The sequence below is a fragment of the Desulfurivibrio modestus genome (genome assembly GCF_044068625.1).
In the GTDB taxonomy this organism is placed as follows: Bacteria; Desulfobacterota; Desulfobulbia; order Desulfobulbales; family Desulfurivibrionaceae; genus Desulfurivibrio.
Genome location: NZ_JBIPKH010000002.1, coordinates 192,105 through 215,578, shown reverse-complemented (window position 1 = coordinate 215,578; position 23,474 = coordinate 192,105). Strand labels below are relative to the sequence as shown.

The following is a 23,474-nucleotide window of genomic DNA, read 5'->3' as shown; positions in this document are numbered from 1 at the left end:
AACAATCAGTTACCCAGGCGCTGTTCGGCCTGTTCAAGAAGCAGGGGGGGGGCCGCGGCCAGCTCCACCACCTGCTGGTAATGGCGGCGGGCCGCCTCGTCGTCGCCCTGCCGGGCCAGCAACTCGCCGCTTCCCAGCAGGCCCCAGGCTTCAAACCCTTGGGTGGTGGCCAGTTGCCGGTAGTGGTCGGCCGCCCGCTCATATTCTCCCAGTTCGGTGAGCACCTGGGCCAGATTCAACCGGACCATGGGGAAGCGGGGATCACGTTTGGCCATGGAATCCAGCAGCTCCTGGTAGGCCGCCGCCGCCGCGACCAAATCGCCGGCATCCCGTTCAATGTGGGCCAGTTCGATCCGGCTCCAGATCCCGGCTCCGGTTCGACGGTAGGAGGCCGCCACCTGAGCCAGGGCCTCCCGGCGGGCCTCATGGTCGGTCAGTTGCATGGCCTGGGCCAGCTGGCTGGCCGCCTGCTCGGTGCGGGAGGAGGTGTACTGTTTGCCAAAACTGAAACCCAGCACCAGGACGATGATTCCCACCAGCAGCCCCAGCAGCGGTTTGTACCAGACCCGGAGGAACTCTTCCGCCTGGGGCGGCAGATTCAACTCCTCCAGCACGCTTTTTCGGGGACTGCCGGCGGAGCTGACAATATTTTCGGGCTTGAAAATTTTTTTATCTGCCACGGATTTTACCTTGGTTTAATTGATTTACGGCGCGCCTTCGCCCGGAGCGGCCCTTTTTTATCCCTTTGCCGATCTCGGTCGGGTAGTATACTTATCTTTCGTTAAAAAATCATCCCGGATTTTCGCAACCGCCATGGAAAACCCCTTCGACAACCGCATCCAGACCGTCAGCGAGCTGACCCGCTCGATTCGGGGACTGCTGGAAACCTCCTACTCGATGGTCACGGTCACCGGCGAGATCTCCAACCTGCGCCGCCCCTCCTCCGGCCATCTCTACTTCACCCTCAAGGATAGCGATGCCCAGTTGCGGGCGGTGCTGTTCAAGGGGCAGCAGCGCTACCTGGCCTGCGTCCCCGCCGATGGCCTGGAGGTGCTCTGCCGGGGGAGGATCTCGGTTTACGAACCCCGGGGAGAATATCAACTGATCATCGATTTCATGGACGGCAAGGGCACCGGGCTGTTGCGGATCGCCTTTGATCGACTCAAGGCCAAATTGGAAGCGGAAGGGCTTTTTGACCCGGCCCGGAAAAGGGTTCTGCCCTACCTGCCCCGCCGGATCGCCCTGGTTACTTCACCCCAGGGGGCGGCGGTGCGGGATTTCCTGATCCAGGCTCGGCGGCTCTCCCCCGGCACCGCCATCGAGATTGTCCCGGTCAGGGTCCAGGGCGATGGGGCGGCGGAAGAGATCGCGGCGGCCATTGAACTGCTCAACCGCTTGGGCCGCAGCGAAGTGATCGTCCTTTGCCGGGGCGGCGGCTCTTTGGAGGATCTTTGGGCCTTCAACGAAGAGGTGGTGGCCCGGGCCATCGCCGCTTCGGCAATTCCGGTGGTTTCGGCGGTGGGCCACGAGGTTGACTTCACCATCGCCGATTTTGTGGCCGACCTGCGGGCCCCCACCCCCACCGCCGCCGCCGGGATGATTATGCCGGAACAGCGACTGCTTTTGGCCCAAATCAGGGAGTTGCAAAGGCAGTTGGCCACGGCGATGAAGCGGCAACTGGCCGCGGCCCGCCGGCAACTGGAGGCTGAACAGCGGCTGCTGCGAGATCCGGCCCGCCTGCTGGCCGGCCACGCCATGCGGCTCGACTACCTGCGGGCCGAACTGGCCCATGCCCTGCAGGCCAAGCTGGGAGCGGACCGGGAAAGAGTGAACCGTCTGAGCCACCAGCTGGGCCGGCTAGATCCCCGCAACCGTTTGCTGACCCACCGGGGGGAGCTGGGGGAAAACCGCCTGCGCCTCTTTTTTCTGACTCGGCGCTTGCTGACCGCGAAACGCAATCAACTCAACCGGCTGATCGCGTTTCTGGACGCGGTCAGTCCCCTGGCGGTGCTGAGCCGGGGTTACGCCATCGTCCGCCTCCCCGACGGTGGGGTGGTTCGTTCGGTCAAGCAGGTTGCCCCCGGCGTCGCCCTGCGCTTGACCCTCCACGACGGTAGTTTGAACTGCCAAGTGACCGACGAAACCACCTCTGATTCACCAACAAAGAGGGCCTGACCGGAAAAATCCGATCAGGCCCTCTTGCTTTGACAGTAACAACAGCCTTAATTAACGATCAAGGCTTACCCGGCGGGTGATATTGTGCAGATTGTAACGCATGCCGGGGTTGACCACATCATAGGACAGGTTGACTGTAACATCCACCGTCCGCACCCCTTCCGGCAGGACGAACTCAAAGGTGTCCTCCTTGGTGCGATAGGGCTGGATGCTGGTGTCACGAATGTTGGCCGTCTTGACCTGGGCGCCGTAGAGCATCTTGGAGCTCATCTCGTTGGTCGCCTGGGGATGGTAGTGGCGGGATTGCATCTCGATCTCTTTGCCGTCAACAGTTTTTGCGGTCACTTCCAGGACCACTCGCTGATGAGACGGTCAGCCATCGGGGATGCGGTGACCGGCACTGGAGTTGATTTTGGTGTTGACCACCACCTTGGGAACATGTTTTCCCGCCTGCAGCAGCCACTCATAGCCCAAGGTCTGGACATCCAGGCTCAGGGATTTCTGGTAGCGGGCGATGGTGCCCTCTTTGTCGTTGAAGTTGGGACCGATAAGGTGGTCGGCAATGCCGTTGATCGGCTGCATGTGACATTCCTGGCAGGTCTGGGTGCCGCCGGCCGGAATGTAGGCATGAAGGTAGCTGCCGTACAGGTTGGCGCACTGGACCGGATTCTCGAACTCCAGGTTGGGGCCGAGACCGTGACACTGGCCACAGACCAGCGGTTGCTGCATGATGTCGCTCTTTTTAACCGACTTGAAGACCGGGTCCGGATGGTTGGCAACATCCTTGGAGCCGTAGAGCACATTGGGCTCGGGATTGCCCACCGACAGCCGATGGACAATGGCCTTGGTGTTGTGGCAGACCAGGCAGGTGATCTGGAGTTTGCCGATCTTTTCCCGATCCTGAGCCACCAGGGCCTGGGCGTACTCAACCGCCACCGAATCTTCGGCGTGGGTCATCGCCTGGGGCAGGTGACACTTGAAACAGGGAAAGGTGGCGATGGTCGCCTTACTGGGATCATCGGGGGAAAAGGGGGTGGCGCCCTTCATGGCCAGGGGGGTGTCCTTAAGGCCGCCGGCCACGCCCATCATCGGGCGGGCGTGATGGGATTGCTCCCACTGTTCGTAAATTTGACTGTGACAACCTTTACAGCGTGACGAATCGAACATTTTGGCCAACTCGTCAATGGTTTTGGCCTTCGGGCCATCCAGAGCCGCCATTGCCGCTCCCGGCAAGGCAACAGCCAGGACGGCAAGCCCCAAAATCCAACGTTTCATACTTTCTTTCCTCCTCTCTTAGTTAAGAAATCCGACACTTTAAGCAAAATCTTTGTTCCCTCTGTTCCTCACCTCCTTTGGGGTTGTTTAATGATTATTCGCTTAAATCCATCAGCAACCACAAGCTATGGACAAGCCTCTCAGTAAAGCGCTGCTCTCCAGGGCGGGGCCGGGGCCGGCGGTTTTTACCCGCAGGCTGCCATTGACCCGACCCATGGCGAAGGGGCGAAAGCTGAGGGTAACCGTGCAACTTTCCCCCGGCCCTAAAGTGGGATTGCCCCGGCCGCAGGGGTTCTCTCCCCCGTTCAAGTCTAGGGTGAAATCACCTCTTTTGGCCAGGGTTATTTGCGAGATGGTCTGGGACAGCGCGCTTTTATTGTTGATGGTGAAAACAATGGGAGGCGAAGCGCTGCCCACCCCCATAAAGCCGAAGTCGTGGCGGGCGGGCGAGATGGTCAGAGGGGAGGCGGTTTCGCTTAGGGAAGGTTCAGGGCGGCAAAACAGGAAGAGGGCAAGAAAAAAAAGTAAAATGATTCTGCGGGTACTGGCAGATCGTCTGGCCATTATTTTCTGCTCTTTTGGTTAAAGCTGGATAGCACCGGCGAGACCGGCGACGGTTGGTCTCTGTTATTATTGCAGTACATTGTGGTATTTGCCGGGCGGGATGTCAAGGGGAAAATTACCTTTGCCGGTTGGCACCCCTCCCCTGCTTGTGGGCCAAAAAAAAGCCCCCGGGGGGATTAATCCCGGGGGCTCTCTGTGTTTTTGGTTATCCGGTTAAGGAGTTAGAACCGGTACTGCAGCATGGCGGTAACGGTGGTGAAGTCCTGGACGGTGGCGGTTTCCCGCTCAAAATCGGTCTCTGCCCACTCCAGGGTCAGGCGAATATCGTTACCCCGGAGGTAGTAGTTGACCCCCAGGGCTAGGCGGTCGATCTCCTGGTCGTAGATACTCTGCAGATTGGCGAAACTCCAGTTCTCATAACGGCCGAAGAACTGAAGCTGGCCGGGGCCCACCGGGTCGGCCAGCAGGTAGCCGCCCTGGAGGTAGTAGCCGTTTTTCTCGCCGTCGATCCCGTAGCTGACCGGATCCGGATCCCAGCCTTGGTAGTTGTCGTCAAAGGAGCTGTCCAGATAGGCCGCTTCCGCGGTAAAGGTGCCGATGGGGGTGGGCAGCTCGCCGAAGAGATCCACCGTCCAGGCGGAATAGTCGTTGGCGCCGGTCTGCAGGGTCTGGTTGCTGTAGGCGGCATCCTTCTCGAACTGGTAGCCGGCCCCCACGGTCAGTACCCGTTTGGCTCCGAAATAGGTGCCGAAGTAGAGGGGGATCGGTTCGGGATCGAGGAAGCTGTAGTGGGCCCGGGCGGTGTAGCGCAGATCGCTGCCCGGGGTGTTGGCCCCCTTGACCCCGGTGGTGATGGCCAGTTTGTACTGGAGCCGCTGATCCACCAGGTTGCCCCAGAGCATCATGCCGTAGTCCCGGGAGCGCCGGGGGATGGAGGTGTAGACAAACTCCGAACGATCCCGGGTAAGGTCGAAGAAGCAGCCGGTGTTATGGGCCCGGACCAGGGGGTCCTTGAGCAAACCCACCCGGAGGTTGGCGGCCTGGTTGAAGTTGGCCATGAAATAGGCGTCGAGGACCGAGAAGTCGCTGGGGGTGTTGTCCTGGACGTCGATGGCGTGGATCCGGCGGTTACCGGTCTGCTCCATGGCGAAATAGAAGCCGTAAGTCTGGTCGCTCATCCCCATCAGGGAGACCCGGTTGCGGCGGAAATAGACGTCGGTGGTGTTATCGGTGCCGTCGGCTCCGGAACCGGTATCCCGCCACTGGCCGTAGAGCTGCATCTCGTAGTTAAGTTGCAGCCAGCCGGCGTCGTTGGGCAGGTAGATAACCGGTCCCGCCGTCGCCGGGGACAGGCCAACTCCCAGCAGCAGCCCTGCTGTCAATCCAAAACCAAGCATTTTTTTATACATGAATAACCTCTTTAGCAAATGGTCTGTAAGACTTTGAAATTCCACCGTGGAATTAGTAGCCGGGGGTTGCGGGGGCGGTGCTGTCGCCACCGCCGACCACTCCCCCGCCGCCGATCCCGCCATCTTCCTGGGCAACCAGATCCGCACCGCCGTAGTAGGAGTTGGCGACAATCGAGGAGATGTAATCGGTGTCGGCATATTCAACCACTCCGGAGCGGGTCGAATTGTCGGTACGCCAAGGTGAACTGGGCGGAAGTGAGCCATGTTCGGCGCTGGTGGCCATTTGGCCCCACTGCACCCAGGCTCCGTCATAAATCTTGGTCGGCCAGCCCAAAACCCCGTCCAAGGCCAGAAAGATGGCTGCCGCCCGCCAACTGGTCTGGCAGTACGAGTAAACGGTCTGGCTGCCATCGGAATCGATTGCAGCCAGATCAGCGACAAGACCCGCCGGCGCCTTGAGTTTGCCGTCGGCGATCAGGGTGGTCCACTCCAGATGCTCGGCCCCTTTGACATGCCCCCCAAAGGCGACATTGCTCCGGATGTCGGTGCCATCATATTCCCCGGCCGTACGGGCGTCGGCAATGACCACGTCGGTGGGCAGAACGGTGGTGGCGGGCTGAACCGGTAAACCGCCGCCGGCCACCTGGAACATCTCCTCGAAGCTGGCCCGGAAGCGATCCACCGAGTCAGCCTGGGGGAGATTGCAGACGCTGTAGGTTGAAACCACCGGGTCCGGCTCGGTCGTCACCAGCGCGGTGCCGGTTTCGCTGGCGTAGTGGCTGGCCAGCCCATCCAGCACCCGCAGCCGTTCCTTGGGGAAGCCCCAGTAGCGGAAGTTGAAATAGGCCCGACCGACATTCATCAGGTGGCCCTGACCGACCAGCACGACAACGGTGTCCTCATCAATGCCGGTCCGTTGAATCAGGGCGTCCATCTGGGCCCGGGTGGGCATCTGAGAGTCGGTGGGTGCAATGCCATCGCTGCGGGTGGCCCGCAAATCGACCGCGGTGTCAAGGAGGAAGGCCCCCTCGATATGGCCGTTGGCGTAGCCGGTCGCCGTGTCCACGTGGATGACGACCAGATTGCTGTAGCCGGTATCGGTGGTGAATGTAGCCGGAGCAGCGAGCCATTCGGCGAGATCGGTGGCCGCGATCAAAATATTGTCCGGTTCGGGATCGAGTCCGCTTAAATCCTCCACTACGGCCGGATCACTGTCACAGACCGCCTTGTCCCACTCGTTGACCAGGTTGGCGTTGAGGCTGAAGGCGCTGACCTCGTCGGCCGGGATCGGCACAACCAGATCGTTCTTATAATTGATCATCCCGCTCCTTTCCGGAAGATCGGTTCGCCAGGGGGAGTCAGGCTCCAGCGGCCCACCGTAGCTCAAGTCGTTGCGGGCCATGGAGCCCCACTCCAGCCAGGCTCCGTCATAGATCTTCACCGGCCAGCCCAGGACCCCGTCCAGGGCCAGGAAGACGGGTGCCGCCCGCCAACTGGTCTGGCAATAAGTGTATACCGTGGTTTCGGGGCTGACATCGACCGCCTCAAAATCTTCCCGCAGGGCCGCCGGGGAAAGCAGGGCGGTGGGGTTTTCCGGATCGATGATGGTGTCCCATTCCTTATGAATGGCTCCGGCAAGGTGGCCGCCAAAGGTCACCGCCGCATTAACCGTGGTGCCATCATATTCACCTGCTGAACGGGCATCGACGATCACCTGGCCGGGATCGGCAGCCTCAACAACTCCGATCATCTCCTGCAGGGTGGCGCGCAGGGCGATGTTGGCCTGCAGTTGGGCCACACTGTAGCTGGAAGGAGCAGGCAGGGCCGGAGGGGTGGTGGCGAGGGCATAGCCGGCGGCATCCTGGTAGGTGGCAACCTTGGTGCCGTTCAGGACCCGCAGTCGCTCCTTGGGGAAGCCCCAGTAGCGGAAATTGAAGTAAGCCCGGCCGACACTCATCATATTACCATTGCCCACCAGCACCACCACGGTGCGTTCATCAATTCCGGTGCGCTGGATCAAAGCATCCATTACCGTCGCGCTGGGCACCTGACTGGCGGTGGTGGCAACCCCGTTGAAACGGGCCTCTCGCAGGTCGGTGACGGTATCGAGATTGTAGGAGCCCGGGATATGGCCGGCGGCATAACCGGCGGCGCTATCGACATCAAGGATCACCATTTTGTCAAAGCCGCGGGCATCGGTGCCGTAGCCATTGCTGACCCACTGATTGAGGGTGGCGGCATCGATCATGACCTGGGCCGGGGTGCTGGCCACCGTTTGCTGGTCGTAACTGCTGGATCCCCCACAGCCGGGAACCAGCAGGGCCACGGTCAGCAGCAGACTCAAGAGCACAAACAATCTTGGTCGCCATCTTTCTTTGAACTTACCTTTCACCATTCCCACACCTCCTGGTTGTGATTAGCTTGGGCCTCGGTCGGGAAGCAGCCGCCACCGCCGAGACCGAACGCCGAAATCGGGACTTGGCGTCCGGCGATTTCGGTTTTGGGGCCGGGCCGGGACTGGATCTGATCATCCCGGCCAAAGCCACCACGACCCACTTGCCTTTCAGTGATAACTTGTATCACAAGGTAGCATTCAGGATCAGTGGTGGAAAGGTTAACTTTTTCTTTAGAACTATTTGGGGCTGAAGCACCTGGCAATATTGTTCGTGAAACACCCCCACTCTTCGGTGAGGCGACTGAGTGGGATATAAATTGACAGAATGTCACACTATACATTTTTTCATGGTAGCGATCGGGCTCGTTGTTGTCAATTCAAATTTAAGGTAATCGCTGCCTTCGGCCGCATGGATCTCCAGCAACCAGCTATTCCTTGACAAAACCTTGGCCCTACTTCAATAATGGGCCTGGATCAGGAACCCCCTAATATTTTTTCGTCACTCCGCCCAGATCACGCTAAATGGCCAGCACCGAAATCTCCAGCCGCAGGGAGCAGTTCCTTGCCTTAACCATTGCCCTCTTGGCGGTAGTGCTGCCGCTTATTCTCCACAGCCTGCGTTCCCTGGACGACAACCGGCTGGTGAGCTGGGGTCAGGTCGCCAACCTGGTGCCGCCTGTTCTGCCCTTGGCCGGCCTCCTGCTCATGGTGCCGATAGCCTACGGGTTGGCCCGATTCCCGTTGCCCGGGCCACCGCTCCTTTTTCCCCTGGCTTTTCTGGCCTCCACCCTTTTTTGGGGGATGCCCGAGACCATCGTCGACGCGGCCCGTTACTTCACCCAGGCCAAACATCTGGCGGTTTACGGCCCCGGATTTTTTCTAGGTGAGTGGGGCAACCAGATTGATGCCTGGACCGATCTGCCGCTGCTCCCCCTGCTTTATGGTCTGATCTTCAAATATGCCGGCGAGGTCCGGCTCTACGCCCAGATACTCAACTCCCTGCTTTTCGCCATGGCGGTGACCACCACCGCCCTGCTGGCCACCGAACTCTGGGACCGGGAGATCGGCGATCTGGCCGGGGTTCTGCTGCTGGCGGTTCCCTATCTTTTCACCCAGACTCCATTGCTGTTGGTGGATATTGGGGCCATGGCCTTTCTGCTGCTGGCCGCCTACCTCTTTTTGATCGCCTTGCGGCGGGGGGGGCTGCTGCTGATCGGGGCCTCCGCCCTGGCGATCCTGCTGGCCTTCTGCTCTAAGTACTCGGTCTGGCCGATGCTCTCCATCCTCGGGGTGGAGTTTCTCCTGGTGCTGCGGGAAGCCCCGGCGGCCACCCTGCGCCGGGGATGGCTGATCGCCGGCTTGACCGGGCTTTTGCTTGCCCCCATTGCTCTCTATTATGCCGAGGTGATCGCGGGGCAATTGACCCTGCTGCGGGAATTTCAGCGGCCCGGACTCAGGGCCTGGGGCGAGAGCTTTCTCTCCACCTTTCTCTTCCAGACCCACCCCTTCGTTACCGTGGGCGCCGTAGCTTCGTTGGTCTTGGCCCTGTCGCGGCGCGATCCCCGCTATCTGGTGGCGGCCTGGCTGCTGCTGCTCTTTATTCCAGGCATGCAGGTCCGGCGGATCCGCTACCTGGTGCCCCTTTTTCCCCTACTGGCGATCATGGCCGCCTACGGCTTCAGCGCCATCGGCTCGGCCCGGCTCCGTCGCTTCGCGGCCTACTGTGCCGCCGGCGGTTCCCTGGTCATCGCCCAGACCGCTTATCTGCCCTTTCTGCAGAGCCACAGCCTGGCCAACCTTAAAGCTGCCGGTGCTTTCATGGATTCCCTGGCCGGCCAAACTTTCCTGGTGGAAACCACCCCGCCCCGGAGCGTGGTCAATCCGGCCGTGGCCGTGCCCCTGCTCGATCTTTACACCCGCAAAACCATCCACTACGACTACCGGGCCATGGGGAAGCCGGCGGAAGAGGATCTGGCCCGGCTCTCTCTCCGCTTCACCTGGAGTTACAGCAACCCCCCCTACTATCCACCCCCGGCCGGCTTGGCGCCCGATGCCCTGGTCATAATCTGGGGAGCGGGGGAAACCTATCCCCCCAAGTACCACTACAGCCTGGCAAAAAAGTTCACCCGCAGCGAAAAGATCTACAGCTTTCAGACCCATGTCGGGATTTTTCTGCCCCGGGAGCAGCCCGCCGAGGTACGGCCGGTGCCGGGCAGCGCCCCTGGATATTGAAGAATGGGGCCAAATTGAGAATTAAGACCTTGACTCCGCCGGTCGCTTTCCCTAGCATATTGGAAACCTACCAGGGCCTGATCGACTCCAACCAACAGGATTTGCCTTGAAAGTGCCGGCAAGTTAACCGAATCAAATTCATATTGAGGAGATTGAACCATGAAAAAATTGTCAATGGCGGCTATTACCCTGGTCATGCTGGGCGGGGGATCGGCCTGGGCCGGTTCCCACGGTCAGGTGACCTACAACGACCATATCAAACCGCTGATGGAGCAGAAATGCTTCGCCTGCCACGGCGAACGCTCTCCCAGCATCGAAGAGTTCGATGCCGATCAGAAGAAGTACACCTCCATGATGGTGGGACCCCGAATGACCACCTATCAGGAGCTGGTCGCCTTCGTCAAGGGTGACGATGCCGGGGCGATCATGCGCCGCCTGGATGATGGCAAGGCCACCCCCACTGGCAAGCCCGGTAACATGAATATCTATCTGGGGGGAAGTGCTGAGGAGCGGGCCAAGAACCTGGATCTCTTTAAACGCTGGGTTGGCCACTGGACCCTGAAGCGGCAGGCGGAGCTGACCGCCGAAGATCACAAGCTCTTCAAGATTTTGGAGAAGCGTTAACCGACGGTGGCGTTGAGGCGGACCTGCCCCGCCTCAACGCCACCGAACCTAAAGTTATTGGGTGCTTAAATTTTGTAGAAGTGTTCCTTTTCCGCCTGACATTTGGGGCAGACCCAATCGTCGGGCAGGTCGGCAAACGGGGTTCCGGCCTCAATCCCATTATCCTCATCGCCAACCGCCGGATCGTAAACATAACCACAGGGGCATTCGTACTTGTCCATCTTTTTCTCTCCCATTTTGGTTGTGAATTTGACCTACCACCTATTTGGTAATGATTGCTTTATCCATAAAGTTTTAGTTTGTAAAGACCATTTCGCCCCTAGCGATCTTGCACCACAATCGTGTGCCGGACTTCTCCCTCGCTGCCGTGGATATTGCAGTTGGCCTGGGCGATCAGTTGGGTGGTCCCCTCCATGGCGATGGTGACCTCGCGGCTGAATTCGTTGTTTTCCGGCCGATCGAAGGCGGAGAAATCCCAGCGGCCAATCTCCCCCTCCTCGGTTCTCAGGGTGACCCAGTTGGTATAGTGGATAAAGTTGTTGCCCCGGTGGGTTATCTGCAGGCGGATGGTTACCTGGGCGTTTCTGGCCGCCGTTGCCGGGGCCTCGATGGTTACCGCCGACTTGTTGGCCAGGGCCAGGGTGGGGGGATGGGCAACGGCGGCCACTGCCCCCGCAGCCATGATTTTGATAAACTCGCGACGTTTGAGCTGCATGATTCTCCTCCTGAATTTTAATGGCCGCCACCTCATTTATCCCAGTAAGCCCGGGGCTTGGGCGTAAAAGCAATAGGGGTCCCGGTCCCGGGCGGGATCAAGGCCGGAACTGAAAATCACCGCCTGGCAACCGCCGCAGGCCGGCAACAGTTTGCAGTTGCGGCAGCCGGCGCTGCCGGCCCGGTAGCGCCGGCCGGCTGGGGAATCATAGGCCCCGGCCAACCCTTCCTGGTAGATATTGCCGATAAAGGAGGGGAACTTGCGGCAGGCGTGGAGTTCGCCATCGGAGAGCAGGGTAAGGAAGTTGAAGCCGGCCCCGCAACCGAAACCGGTACAGCCGCCAAAGGGTTTGCGCCCCTCTTGCTCCCGGATGATATTGATCAGGTTGTCCTTGAGGCCCAGCACCGGGTTGTTGGCCGTCTCTGCCATATATTCCCGGAGAAAAGCCTGGTAGTCGGCGGGGTCGGGCATCAGTAGCCTGGCCCCCTCCCCCACCGCCGACAAGCGGTTGAAGGTGAAAAGGTCGGCCTTGTCGCGCAGGATCTCGCCCAAGGGGAGAACCTGGGCCATATTGTCCCGGGTCAGGGTGAGCATGACCTGGGAGAAGATCCCCAACTCTTTCAAAATCGGCAGAAACTCCAGCACCCGGTTAAAATAGCCGGCCTGGCGGACGAAATCGTTGTGTTCCGGCAGCCCCTCCAGGCTGACCTGATAGAAAGTGGGGGCCTGGATGGCCACCAGCTCCTCCAGACGCTGCCGGGAGGCGGGATTACCCAGAATGCTCACCGGAAACCCCCGTTTGACCGCTTCCAGGTAAAGGGTGTCGAAATGGGGATAGAGCAAGGGGTTGCCCCCGGTGAAAGTCACCTTGCCCCTGACCCGGCGGGCAGCGCAGAAGCTTTCCAGCTGATCCAGCACCTGGAAGGCCTGCTCCAGGGACATGGTTTGGCGGGAGCTGCGGTCGTAACAGTGCTTACAGTTCAGGTCACAGGCCTGGGTGATGTGCCACTGGAGGGTAAAGACCCGGGGTTTTACAAAGCGCTCAAAGATCTTTTCCTGGGGGACAAAATTTTCCGGATCCCGGACCAACAGAGGTTCGGGCGCCAGAATCAGCCCCTTGTTCCGGGCCTGTTCCACCACCCGATGCAGGTTGGCCACCGCCACCCCATGTTCCAGGGCGGTGGGGCCGATGGGCAATTTTTCCGCGATGATTTTCAAGGCCAGCAGATCGTCAGCGGCGGCCGGCTGGATGCGAACCCGGCCGCTACGGGGACCCAGCCAGACCAGCAGGGTTTCCGCCCCGGGGGCGGGGGCAGACTGCGGCCGCTCCTCGGGCCTGAGCATGCCGGCCAGATTGCGCCAGCTGCAATTTAAGATTCGCAAGGAGGGATTAAGGATTTTTGCCGCGGGCTGGAGGGGTAATTCCCCCTGCTCATGGCGGCAAGCCCAGGCTGCCGCCTCCAGCTCGGCCAACTCCGCCAGGTAGGGCGGCAGGGCCAGACTTTCGGTTTGGCCCCCGATAATTTCGGGCAAACCGGGCCATTGCTTCTCGCCTGTCAACTCCCCAACCAGCCGGCCCCACTTTTCAGGACCAACGAGGTGGTGACAGGCGGGAAAGATCTCTGGCAGCGGGGCTTCCGGGCTGTTCATCGGCATTTTGCAGGCATGGTGACTCCCAAAAAAAGGTGGCAGGAGACCCACGGCGGGTCTCCTGCCGGTGTGCTTCAAGGTTCTAGCAAAATGTTTGAGGACGCAACCTGCGTCCTTGGGCAGCTTTTATCAGCTGCCTGAGCCCTCTCAGCTGCCGTTGCCTTCGGCGCTCTCCTCCTCGGCTCCTTCCCCACCTTCGGGGCCGTCATCGCCTCCGTCGGCGGAACCGCTCCCCTCCTGGGTGGTCTTCCCCCCGGAGGCGCAACCACTGGAGCCCAGCGCCGGGGCGGGAGCCGCCAGGGTACCTCCGGCCAGCAACGCGGCCAGGCACAAGCCCGCCAAAAAACCCTTGGTGTCCTGGGACTTCATAAAATCCTCCTTTACTGGTTGTTGCGGGGCTGTAATGGCCCCGCAGCTTGATGAGGGTTGCTACATGTTGCTTGCGATAGCCAGTAAACCATGAATCATGGCCAGGATAACCGCCAGTATGCCGACCTTTTTATGGGTGGCAAATGAGGCCTTGATAAGCCGCAGGCCGGAGGTAAGCTGGAAGATCAGCAGTAAAAACAGGGTAATGCCCAGCAGCAGCACAACTGGTACGCCGGCAATGGTCATTTCAGCCTCCTTGTTTTACATCTTTTTCCTTGAACTGCTTGGGGATCGAGATCATGCCAGTTCCCTCAGTCTAGCAAATTGCCCCCTTGCAACTCAATCGCTAATTTGGACCAAACAACTCTTTTTACCTGTTGGAGGCTAGAGGCGGGCGGCCAGCCCCGAGGCTCGCTCCACCTTGCGCCCGATGGCGGTGGCGATCACGGCTTGGGGACCAAAGATTCGGGCCCGCCTGCGGGCCCGGGAGATGGCGGTGTAAAGCAGCTCCCGGGTGAGGAGCGGCGATGATTCCCGGGGCAGGACCACCGCCACTTGCTCAAACTCCGAGCCCTGGCTCTTGTGAACGGTCATGGCGAAGGCGGTTTCAAGGCGGGGCAGGCGGGAAGGCAAAAACCGCCGGATGGTGCCACCCACAGAAAAAAAAGCCCGCAACTGGTGGTCATCCTCCGGAGATTCCCAGATCACTCCCAAATCACCATTGAAGAGATTCAGGCTGTAGTCGTTGGCGGTGATCATGATCGGCCGGCCCCGGTACCACTCGCTGGTCGGGTGCAGCAGCCCTTTAGCGGCCAGCAGGCGGCGGCAGAAAAGGTTGAGACTTTCCATTCCGTTCCTGCCCCGGCGATGGGAACAAAGCAGGCGAAAATCGTTGAGCCGGGCCAGGGCCTCGTCGGGGCTGGTCGCCGTCAGACAGGGAGTAAAGCCGGTTAGCAGCAGTGCCTGAAATTCCCGATCATGCTCAAGGTTGATCGGATCAACCATGGCCACTTCCCCGGTCCGATCTTGCTCTAAAATCCGCAGAGCCTCGGCGCTGTCGCCGGCGTTGATCGCCCTGGTCAGGGCGCCGATGCCTCGCTGGGGATCGAAACGAAAACCCTGACTGAGGTTGATGACGCCGGCCGCCAGCTCATTGCTTCCCTCGCCATCGGCGGCGGCGGTGCAGATATCTCCCAGGATGGAGCCGGCCTCCACCGAAGCCAGCTGATCCTTGTCGCCCAGCAGAATCAGCCGGGCCTTGGCCGGCACCGCGGCAAAGAGTTTGTTCATCAGGGCGATATCGACCATGGAGGCTTCATCCACCACCACCAGATCGGCAGCCAGGGGATTGTCGGCCCGGTGGCGAAAGATGGTGGGGGTTTCGGCCTGATAGCCCAGGGCGCGATGGATGGTCATGGCCCCTTGGGGCAGGTCGGTTATGATCCCTGCCCAGGGTGAATCGGCGCTGATGGTGGTTTGCAGCCGCCTTACCTTTTCCCGCACCGCTTCACCCAGGCGGGCCGCGGCCTTGCCGGTGGGGGCCAGCAGCAGGATCCGGGAAGGTGGCTGGCGGCCGTCGGCCGCCAGCAGCCGGCTCAGGGCCAGGATGAAAAAGATGATCGTGGTCTTGCCGGTGCCCGGCCCGCCGGAGATCACCGACAACCGGTGAACCAGGGCGGCGGTGATCGCCCTTTGCTGTTCCGGGTCCAGGGTAAGGGCGGCGGCAGCGGCCAGGATATTAAGGCTGGCTGCCAGTTGGGCGGGCCCAAGGCCGGGCCCTTTGGCGACGGCCCGTTTGAGGATGGCGGTGGCCAACTCAGCTTCATACTGTTGGTAGCGCCGCAGATAGAGGCGGTTCCCTTCCAAGACCAGGGGGGTGATGGAGTTTAAGTCAGCCGGCTGCTCCCCCTGGTCGGGGCAGGCCACCAGGGGGGAGAGGCTCAATTCAGCCCGTAACTCTTGCGCGGCCGGAAAAATGAAGGGTTCGGCCTCCTCCGGCGTGGGCAGAGCCCGGCTGGCCAACCGGTCCAGTTCCAGGCAGAGATGGCCCTGGTCGATGGCCGCCCGGGCCAGGGCTCCCGCCAGCAATACCGCCGGGGAGGCCCGGGGGTCCAGCCGGGCCAGCAGCTCAAGCCAGTGGCGGTCAAATTCACCCAGCACCTCCTCCCGCACCCAGCAGGTCAGCAACTGGTCCATTGCGCTACTCATCACGGTTGCTCCCGATTTATCAGGTGGCTGGTAGAGTGGCGGGTAGATAGATGGTGAAGGTGGTGCCCCGCCCGGGACTTGAGCTCACCTCGATCCGCCCGCCATGCTTTTCAATCACCGAATGGCAGATGCTCAGACCAAGGCCGGTGCCCTTGCTGGCATCCCGCTCCTTGGTGGAGAAGTAGGGGTCGAAAATTTTGGCAGCCACTTCCGGTTCCATCCCGTGACCGTTGTCCTGAATGGCAAGCCGCAGATAGGGGCCCGGCGGCAGCGACAGGATATTGGCGGGGGAGATCTCCTGGTTGCCGCAGGCGATCTCCAGCTCACCCCCTTCGGGCATCGCCTCCTTGGCGTTGAGCAACAGATTGTGGAGCACGTTGCCCACCTGGGCCCGGTCGATATTCGCTTCCCACAGATCGGTCGGAATCTCCAGCTTGAGCCGATGGTGCGGGCCGCTGAGGACAAAACGGCCGATCTCTTCGATCAGGTCGCCAATGGGCTGGACCCGCCGCTTCAGATGTCCGCCGGTGGCAAAGGTGAGCAGTTGCCCGGTGAGGGCCCGGGCCCGGTCGGCTGATTTTTCGGCCAGTTGCAACGAGCCCAGCGCCGGATGCCCGGAGGGCAGGGAGAGCGCCGCCAGGCTGATCTGGCCATAAAGGGCCGCCAGTAAATTATTGAAGTCATGGGCCACCCCCCCGGCCAGAACACCGATGGACTCCAGTTGCTGCTGTTTAAAAAAACGCTGCCGCATGATCTCCTGCTCGGTCATCGCTTGCCGCAGCTGATCACTTAAAAATTCAAATTCGAAGACTCCCCGGTAGTTCGGGGTCTGGTCCTGGCGCAGGGAGGAGATGATCTCCCGAATCGGCTTTTCGATCTGGCGTTTGAAAAAAAGCACGCTCAACAGGGTCCAGATCAGCAGCAGGGCGATGGTGACGTAATAGGCCCGGTGCAGGCGGCGCAGGGCGCCCTGATAGATACTGCTCTCCTTGAGGACAAAGATCTCCCATTGCCAGGGAGAGAAGGTTTGCCGGGTGGCGTAATAGCTCTCACCTTCCCAACTTAACCGACCGACTCCCTCAACGGGGAGAGTGGCCAGGAGTTGGAGATCCGGCGCTTGATGATCCGCGGCCGAGCCATGGCCGAGGCCTTGCTTATCTCCGGTCAGCAGCGGTTGGCCGGCGGAAAAAATCAGTACTTTAATCTGGCTGCTGTGCATGAAATCTTCAATCATGCCCAGGGTGACCGCCCTTTTGATCCTGGCCTCCGGGCTATTTTCCCCGACCCCGGTTTGCAGCAGATGGTGGTAGCTCTGTTCGCAAATCCGCTGGATATCCTCGGCGGCGCCCCGCACCGAGCCGTGAATGACCCGGTGGATGAACCCTTGCAGGGGGTTGAGCAGCAGCAGGTAAAAGCCGCCCCCGATCAGCAGCACCAGCAACAGGCAGCTCAAATAGTAGCGGCAGCTGATGCTGGTTTTGAACCGGGCAAAACAGGAGGGCATCATAACCGCGGCTCCCTGGTCATCAGGCTGCGGGGCCAGACCACCTCCAGGTTAAGATTATGCCGTTGGGTCACGATGGTAAAGTTTCTGATCTGACGACCGGTGGCGTCGACCCGGAAGCGGCCGGTGAGACAATGGAAATCCAGTTGGGCCAGGATGGCGCGTAGCTTTTCCCCTTCCAGGCTTCCAGCCAACGTCACCGCCCGTTCCATGATCCGACCGGCGGAATAGGCGGAGGCCGCGAAATAGCTGGGGGGCTCCCGGTGGAGCTCCTGGTAGGCGGTGACGAAATCCGCACAGATTTCCCGGGGGGCTCCCCCCAGATATTGCCACTGCTCGGTGCCGAAGACCCCATCGGCCGCTTCGCCCAACTGCTGGACAAAGGCCTCGTTGCCCGGGCCCTGGGTGGCGTAATAGATCCGGGGTTGCCAGCCGGCTTCCAGCATCGCCCGGCGCAGCCCCACTGCCTCGGGCAGGTGGCCACTCATCATTACCACCTGGACTTCCGCCTTCCGGGCCCGTTGCAGCATGGCCTGATAGTCCGGCCTTTCCCGCTCGAAAAGTTCAACAAGATCGATCTGCAACCCCAGGCGCCGAGCCCACTTCAACATCCCGGCCGCCGCTTGGCGGGAAAAGGGGTCGTCACTATGGAAAACCGCCAGGTTGTCGATCCCGAGACTCACCAGCATCTCCAGGAAGGAGAAGCTGATGTTGCCGGCCGGGGTGAAAATTCCGAAGATATAACGATAGCCCCGTTGCCAGATCTCATCCGCCGCCGCCCCCGAGGCCAGCAGCGGATAGCGATGCTGTTCGGTTAGCGGCAGGACCGCCAGGGTTATTTCGCTGGAGTAGGGGGCAAAGAGCAGCTCCATCCGCTCCTCTTCAATAAACCGCCGGTAAATGGTCAGGGCGGTGGCGGAGCTGCTCCGGTCGTCAACAACCGTCAGCTCCACCGGCCGGCCCAGTAACCCTCCCCGCTCATTGACCTGCCGCTCCCACAAGCGAAAGGCATGCAACTGATTTTGGGCCATGGGGGCATATTTGCCGGTCAACCCCAAAGAGACACCGATTCGCACCGGCTTTGGTGGCTGCGACCCGGCCTGGGCGGGCCAGAGGATCAGCAGGGTCAGCAGCACGAGCAGCCAGCCCGGCCGGCGGCGGCGATCACCCGTTCGAACCGGTGGCCTATGGGGGGCTGGGAACCCCTCCACCCTACGACTTGCCCGCCAGTTTAGCTTTGAGCAGGTCTCCCAGGGTTCCCATGGAGCCGCCGGTTTTCTTGCCGGCATATTCCTGAAAGTCCCGCCGGTGGTCATCGTCGGCCGCCGGTTTTTTGCCGGCCCCCTTGCCGCGACCGGTGGTTTTTGCCGCCCCCTCCTCCCCGGCCTCGCCGCCGGCGGGAGGGGTAAGGGCCAGGGATATCCGGTGGTTTGCCGGATCAATGGCCTCGATCTGAACCTCCAACTCATCCCCTACTTTGGCTACCTCCCGGGGGTGGTTGATCCGCCGGCCGGCCCCCAGCTTGGAGATATGGATCAGGCCGTCAATCCCCGGCGCCAGGGTGACAAAGGCGCCGAAATCGGTGAGCCGGACAACCCGTCCCCGGTGGGTGGAACCCTCCGGGAAGAGGGTCGGGGTCTGCTCCCAGGGATCGGGCAGGGTCTCCTTGAGACTGAAGGAGTAGCGATCGGCCTCAAAATCCAGGCTCTTGATCACCACCTCAACCTGGCTTCCCGCCTCCAGATGGCTGTGCAGATCCTCCACCCGGCCCCAGCCGATCTCCGAGGCGGGGATCAAACCCTCAATGCCGTCGATATCGACAAATGCCCCGAAGTCACGAACCGAGGTGACGGTACCGGTCACCCGGTCCCCCACCTTAAGGGAGTTGCGCAACTCCTCCTTGCGCGCTTCCCGTTCCTGCTCCAGCAACTGGCGGCGGGAGAGGAGAATGTTTTTGCCTCCCTCGCGAAACTCCATGATCAAAAAAGAGTAGTTTTGACCCAACAGGCTTTCCGGATTATCCACCCGGCGCAGCCCCATCTGGGAGTAGGGGCAGAAAGCCCGGGCGGAGGCCCCCCCGATCTTCACCAGGAAGCCACCCTTGGTTTCCGCCTCCACCGTGCCTTCAACCGGCACCCGGCCGTGGAAAGCCTCTTCCAGGTGGGCCTGCACCGCACTGCCGCCCACTCTGGTGGTGAAGAGCTTTTCCTGATTTTTGTCGGCCAGAAAATAGACCTCCACCTCATCCCCCACCGCCACGGTGCAGTTGCCCGCGGGGTCAAGAAATTCGGCCTTGGCCACCGCCCCTTCGCTCTTGCCGCCGAGATCGATAAAGATCCACTCCCGGGCGATTCCCACCACCCTGGCCTTGATCTTCTGACCGGGCTGAAGTTTTTGGTCTTCGACGCCGCTTTGTTCAAAAAGTTCAGCAAAACCGCTCATTAATTTAAACTCCTTAGCTTGTTTGTCATTATTGTCGGCCCAGTTCCCAGGGTTAATCCGCTGGTTTTACCGCCAATGGCATATCAAGGTCAACCGCTTTACCCTCAGCCCGACTGTTCACCCGAAGATATCCCGTGAGAGGGTTTCAACCAGGGCCCCGGGGGGGCGATGGGCGAAAACTCCGGCGGCCGGACCCAGTTCCGGGTGCATTCCCCGCAGGAAAAGGTAAAAGACTCCCCCGATATGGCGCTGGTAATTGTAGCCCGGCAGCCGGGCCGCCAGGTAGCGGTGCAGGGCCACGGTGTAGATATGGTACTGGAGAATATAGTGGTGGCGGCTCATCGGTTCCGCCAGCCGGGGGGAACAATAGTCGCCGAAGGAGGACCCCAGCAGGTTGCTCTTGTAGTCGATGATATACCAGCGTTGGCGCCACTGAAAAACCAGATCGATAAACCCCTTGAGAAAGCCCGCCAGGTCGACAAACTGCAGAGTTCGTAGCAGCTCGGGATAACCCGGGGGTAACTGGCGCTGATGTTCGGCGAAGGCCGCGGCCAGCCGAGCCGGCCCCAAAACCCCGCCTTGCCGGCCCACGGGAAAGATGAAGGGCAGCTCGTTGAGTCGCTGACCATCGCCAATCTCCGCCAGGCAGAAAGGCTCCTCGTCGGTCAGCGGGGTATGCAGCACCGCGGCCACCGCCCTTTCCAGGGTTGTGGTCGCGGGGCCCCGAGCCCCGAAACCGAAGGCTGCTGTTTGGGCGGTGATGATCTCCCGGTGGGCGCTGGCGTCGGTAAAGGAGATCAGTTCAAAAATCCGATGGATCAGGTTGCCCGCGGCCAAGCCGGCGGGAAACTCGGCCAGGGGAACCCGGCTGGCGAGCAGGGGGTGCGGGGGAAGCGTCGCCGCTTTGGGGGTGATGGTGGGGCTGGCAAGTGCCAGGCTGTCCCCACCATCGTAATCGCGCCCACCGCTGGGATCGCGTTCGCCGGGGTGCTGGGCGGCCGCCAGCTGGGAAAAGCTCCCCACCCGCCAGCCGGGGGCGATGGGTCGGGACAAACTCCGGCAGGAGGGAGCGACGGTTTGGACTTCATCTTCCGGGTTGCGCCAGCGTCCCAACGATTCCGGCAGGGGGAACCGGCGGATTCCCCAGTGGTTTTCCCCCGCCACCCGTTGGGTCAACATGGCCAGGATCTCCTCCCGCCCCAGGGCGGCCAGGTCGCCACCATGCAGCAGATAGGCCAGGGCCGAGTGCTCATAGTCGGTGGCCGCCTCCCATGGCACCAGGCAGCAGTGCCGGGCCCGGGTCACTGCCACGTAAAGCAGGCGCAGCTCTTCGGCAAACTCCTCTTCCCGGCGGCGCAGGCGCTGGTCGGCATTGGGATCGATCACGATTTTACCCACCCGCTGGTCCGCCGGATCGTGGAAGGTGAACAGCCCTTCCCGCCGCCCGGACCGCCGCCCCTCCCCCTTCCAGAGGTAGGGGCAATAGACCACGGGAAACTCCAGCCCCTTGCTGCGATGGATGGTCAACACCCGCACCGCCGCCTCATCGCTTTCCAGCCGCAACTCATCGGCATCACCGCCCTGGTTGCCGCCGGCGATTTTCGCATCCAGCCACTTGCCCAGGGCGGCGGGTCGCAGGTGCCCTTGCCGCTCCTGTTGATGGAGCAGTTCGAAGAGATGGCGGTAGTTGGTGAGCCGTCTTTCGCCGTCGGGGGAGGTCAACAGGCGGGCCGCCAGCCGTTTCTCCGCTCCCAGGGTGCGGGCCATGGCCATGAAGCCCCGCTCCCGCCACAGTAAACGCCAGCGGCTGAAATTATCCAGCCAGACCTGCCAGTTTATCTCTTCGTCGGTCAGGTCGGCCAACTCCCGGGGGGTGGCGGCCAACAACTCGGTGAGCATGGCCCCCCGCCGCTGGGGATCCCCCGCGCCCTCCTGCAGACCATGAAGCAGGATGGTCAACTGGCGGGCTTCTTTACTCTGAAATACCGAAGCGGGGCTGTAGACCACGGCCTTGATCCCTTGCTCCCGCAGGGCGGCTTGCATGGCCTCCGCCTGTCGATTGCTGCGGACCAGGATGGCAATATCCGGGGGACGCAAAGGGTGAAAACCCCCGGGGAGGTTGATTCCGGCGCCGCCGGCAAGCAGGCCGGCGATATCCGCCGCCACCAGCGCCGGGAGCAGTTTTTCCACCTTACCCTTCACCGGCCGGTTGCTGGTCACTCCGGCAACGTGATCGGCCAGTTGCGGCGGCAGGGTCAGGAACTGCAGGGGCAAGTCGCCGCCGAAGTCGCCCCCCTGCCAGCAATCCCCCGCCTCCGGCCGGGGCTCCACCCTGGGAAAGCCGATCTCCGGCACCAGAAAAGGGTTGGCCACCCCACCGAAGAGGGCATTGACCGCCGCCACCATCCCTCCATCGGCCCGCCAGTTGACGGTCATGGTGTAGCGTTGCCCGCCGCTGTCCCGGGCGGCTCGCAGGTAGGCGAAAATATCGGCCCCCCGGAAACCGTAGATGGCCTGCTTGGGGTCGCCGATCAGAATCAGCCGCGTGGGGGGGGAGGGCTTCGGTTGGCCGTAGACGGCCTGGAAGATGGCGTATTGAACCGGATCGGTATCCTGAAACTCATCGATCAGGGCCACCGGATAACGGTTGGCCATCAATTGAGCCAGGGGGTAACCCTTGGCACCCGTCAGGGCTTGGGCCAGTCGGTGGAGCAGATCGTCGAACGATTGCAGCCGGGCCGCGTAGAGCCGAGCCGGCAGTTGCCGGCGGGCAAACTCGATCAGGCCTTTGCTGGTATGAAGACGGTAATGATGGGCAAGCCGGGCCGAGGCCGTCAGATAAGCACTCCAGAGCGGGAAAAAGGGGTGTTCCGGCACCCTGCCCTTGGCGATCGCCCTTTTGGGGCAAACCTTGGCCTCGGGATCCCTGAATTTTTCCGGGGTCAACCGTTCACTGCCCTCGGGAACCAGAAATGAATCCGGCTGGGGCTCGGCCAGATAAGCGGCCAGTTGCCCCAGGAGGCCGGCATCGATTCGGCGGCTGACCTCCACCCTGAATTCGCCCTGTTTAAGGATCGCGACAATGGTTTCCTCGTTTTCCCGCCAGCACTGGCGGGCCAGGTTGAAGGCCGCCAGGGCCGCGGCAATCAGCTTGCTTATCTCCCCAGCGGCGGGAGCGGTCTCCTCCCCCGCCGGTCGCAAACCGTTCAGCACCGGAAAATCGCGATGCCGGGTTGCGATCTCGGCGATCCGCCGCCAGGAGTCCAATCCCTCACCCAAGGGCAACAGGGCCAGCAGACGCGAGTCATCGCCATGGAAAACGGTGGCCAGATAATCGCGGACGATCTCCTCCAGCAGGAGGTGGCTTTCGCTGACCAGTTCCAACTCAAAGGGCATGCCACTCTCAAAGGCCCCTTGCTGCAGCATCTGGTGGCAAAAACTGTGGATGGTGGTTACCGCCGCCTGATCGATCTCGGTGAGGGCTTTTTGCAGCAGCAACCGATCCCGTTGCCGATCACCGCTGTTGGCCAGCAGGCCGTTGAGGAAATGATCGCGGGAGCCGATTCTCCCCTCAAAGAGGGCCAGGGCCGCCTGGAGCCGGGCGCGCAGACGTTCGTGCAGTTCGGCGGTGGCGGCCTCGGTGAAGCTCAGGACCAGGATACGCTCCACCGGCAGCTCCCGCTCCAGGATAAAACGCAGATAGAGGGAGGAGATGGAGTGGGTTTTGCCGGTTCCGGCACTGGCCTCGATCAGTTGGATTGGGGCCTCCGGCAGGGTTTCGGGGGCGAATGGCAGACTGCCGGTTGGAGAGGAAGATGGTGGGGTATGGTTTTCCCTCTGAACTTTCATGACTTAGCACTCTAAGCGGCTAGCTCGGATTAAGCAATACCATTGTGCCGGCAACGATTGCAA

Annotated in this window: 18 protein-coding genes; 3 read left to right on the top strand and 15 right to left on the bottom strand. The window is 61.4% G+C overall.

What is annotated here, in order from left to right; genetic code table 11:
* Positions 1-5: 5 nt before the first annotated feature.
* Positions 6-680 (bottom strand): YfgM family protein, encoded by a 675-nt coding sequence (locus ACHHRT_RS02565; protein ID WP_395497378.1) that lies wholly within the window; start codon positions 678-680, stop codon positions 6-8.
* 133 nt (positions 681-813) lie between these two features.
* Here ACHHRT_RS02565 and xseA point away from each other — a divergent pair, with 133 nt between their 5' ends.
* Entirely contained in the window at positions 814-2,175 is a 1,362-nt protein-coding gene (gene xseA, locus ACHHRT_RS02560; protein ID WP_395497376.1) for an exodeoxyribonuclease VII large subunit, read from the top strand.
* Between the two features lie 51 nt (positions 2,176-2,226).
* Here xseA and extKL read toward each other — a convergent pair whose 3' ends face one another.
* The 4 genes from extKL to extH form a co-directional block, all read right to left on the bottom strand.
* Positions 2,227-3,450 carry a multiheme c-type cytochrome (seleno)protein ExtKL gene (extKL, locus tag ACHHRT_RS02555; RefSeq protein ID WP_395497374.1) on the bottom strand — a complete coding sequence of 408 codons (1,224 nt, stop codon included), beginning with the start codon at positions 3,448-3,450 and terminating at the stop codon, positions 2,227-2,229.
* 111 nt (positions 3,451-3,561) lie between these two features.
* Positions 3,562-4,014 (bottom strand): hypothetical protein, encoded by a 453-nt coding sequence (locus ACHHRT_RS02550; protein ID WP_395497372.1) that lies wholly within the window; start codon positions 4,012-4,014, stop codon positions 3,562-3,564.
* Between the two features lie 221 nt (positions 4,015-4,235).
* A complete protein-coding gene (gene extI / locus ACHHRT_RS02545; RefSeq protein WP_395497370.1) occupies positions 4,236-5,423 on the bottom strand; it encodes a selenite/tellurite reduction operon porin ExtI in 1,188 nt (395 codons plus the stop codon).
* 52 nt (positions 5,424-5,475) lie between these two features.
* On the bottom strand, positions 5,476-7,818 hold the full coding sequence (gene extH / locus ACHHRT_RS02540) for a selenite/tellurite reduction operon rhodanese-like protein ExtH (protein ID WP_395497368.1): 2,343 nt from the start codon (positions 7,816-7,818) through the stop codon (positions 5,476-5,478).
* A gap of 522 nt (positions 7,819-8,340) precedes the next feature.
* On the opposite strand from extH, the gene ACHHRT_RS02535 reads away from it, so the two are divergent.
* Positions 8,341-10,050: an ArnT family glycosyltransferase gene (locus tag ACHHRT_RS02535; protein WP_395497366.1), complete on the top strand. Its 1,710-nt coding sequence runs from the start codon at positions 8,341-8,343 to the stop codon at positions 10,048-10,050.
* Positions 10,051-10,209: 159 nt separating this feature from the next.
* On the top strand, positions 10,210-10,674 hold the full coding sequence (locus tag ACHHRT_RS02530) for a cytochrome C (RefSeq protein WP_395497364.1): 465 nt from the start codon (positions 10,210-10,212) through the stop codon (positions 10,672-10,674).
* A gap of 65 nt (positions 10,675-10,739) precedes the next feature.
* On the opposite strand, the gene ACHHRT_RS02525 is transcribed toward ACHHRT_RS02530, so the two are convergent.
* From ACHHRT_RS02525 to recB, 10 genes are all read right to left on the bottom strand, one after another.
* Entirely contained in the window at positions 10,740-10,895 is a 156-nt protein-coding gene (locus ACHHRT_RS02525; RefSeq protein ID WP_275805976.1) for a rubredoxin, read from the bottom strand.
* A 98-nt stretch (positions 10,896-10,993) separates the two neighbouring features.
* A complete protein-coding gene (locus tag ACHHRT_RS02520; protein ID WP_395497361.1) occupies positions 10,994-11,389 on the bottom strand; it encodes a desulfoferrodoxin family protein in 396 nt (131 codons plus the stop codon).
* Positions 11,390-11,425: 36 nt separating this feature from the next.
* Entirely contained in the window at positions 11,426-13,039 is a 1,614-nt protein-coding gene (sbtM, locus tag ACHHRT_RS02515; RefSeq protein ID WP_395497359.1) for a thio(seleno)oxazole modification radical SAM maturase SbtM, read from the bottom strand.
* 147 nt (positions 13,040-13,186) lie between these two features.
* Positions 13,187-13,408, bottom strand: a complete 222-nt coding sequence (sbtA, locus tag ACHHRT_RS02510) for an SbtA family thio(seleno)oxazole RiPP natural product precursor (protein WP_395497357.1) — start codon at positions 13,406-13,408, stop codon at positions 13,187-13,189.
* Positions 13,409-13,468: 60 nt separating this feature from the next.
* Entirely contained in the window at positions 13,469-13,654 is a 186-nt protein-coding gene (locus ACHHRT_RS02505; RefSeq protein ID WP_395497355.1) for a hypothetical protein, read from the bottom strand.
* Positions 13,655-13,792: 138 nt separating this feature from the next.
* On the bottom strand, positions 13,793-15,616 hold the full coding sequence (gene recD, locus ACHHRT_RS02500) for an exodeoxyribonuclease V subunit alpha (RefSeq protein WP_395497353.1): 1,824 nt from the start codon (positions 15,614-15,616) through the stop codon (positions 13,793-13,795).
* Between the two features lie 19 nt (positions 15,617-15,635).
* Positions 15,636-17,123, bottom strand: a complete 1,488-nt coding sequence (locus ACHHRT_RS02495) for a two-component system sensor histidine kinase NtrB (protein WP_395497351.1) — start codon at positions 17,121-17,123, stop codon at positions 15,636-15,638.
* Positions 17,120-18,256: an amino acid ABC transporter substrate-binding protein gene (locus tag ACHHRT_RS02490; RefSeq protein WP_395497350.1), complete on the bottom strand. Its 1,137-nt coding sequence runs from the start codon at positions 18,254-18,256 to the stop codon at positions 17,120-17,122. Before ACHHRT_RS02490 ends, ACHHRT_RS02495 begins: the two co-directional genes overlap by 4 nt.
* A 76-nt stretch (positions 18,257-18,332) precedes the next feature.
* A complete protein-coding gene (gene rpsA / locus ACHHRT_RS02485; RefSeq protein ID WP_395497348.1) occupies positions 18,333-19,562 on the bottom strand; it encodes a 30S ribosomal protein S1 in 1,230 nt (409 codons plus the stop codon).
* Between the two features lie 117 nt (positions 19,563-19,679).
* On the bottom strand, positions 19,680-23,411 hold the full coding sequence (recB, locus tag ACHHRT_RS02480) for an exodeoxyribonuclease V subunit beta (protein WP_395497346.1): 3,732 nt from the start codon (positions 23,409-23,411) through the stop codon (positions 19,680-19,682).
* Between the last annotated feature and the right edge of the window lie 63 nt (positions 23,412-23,474).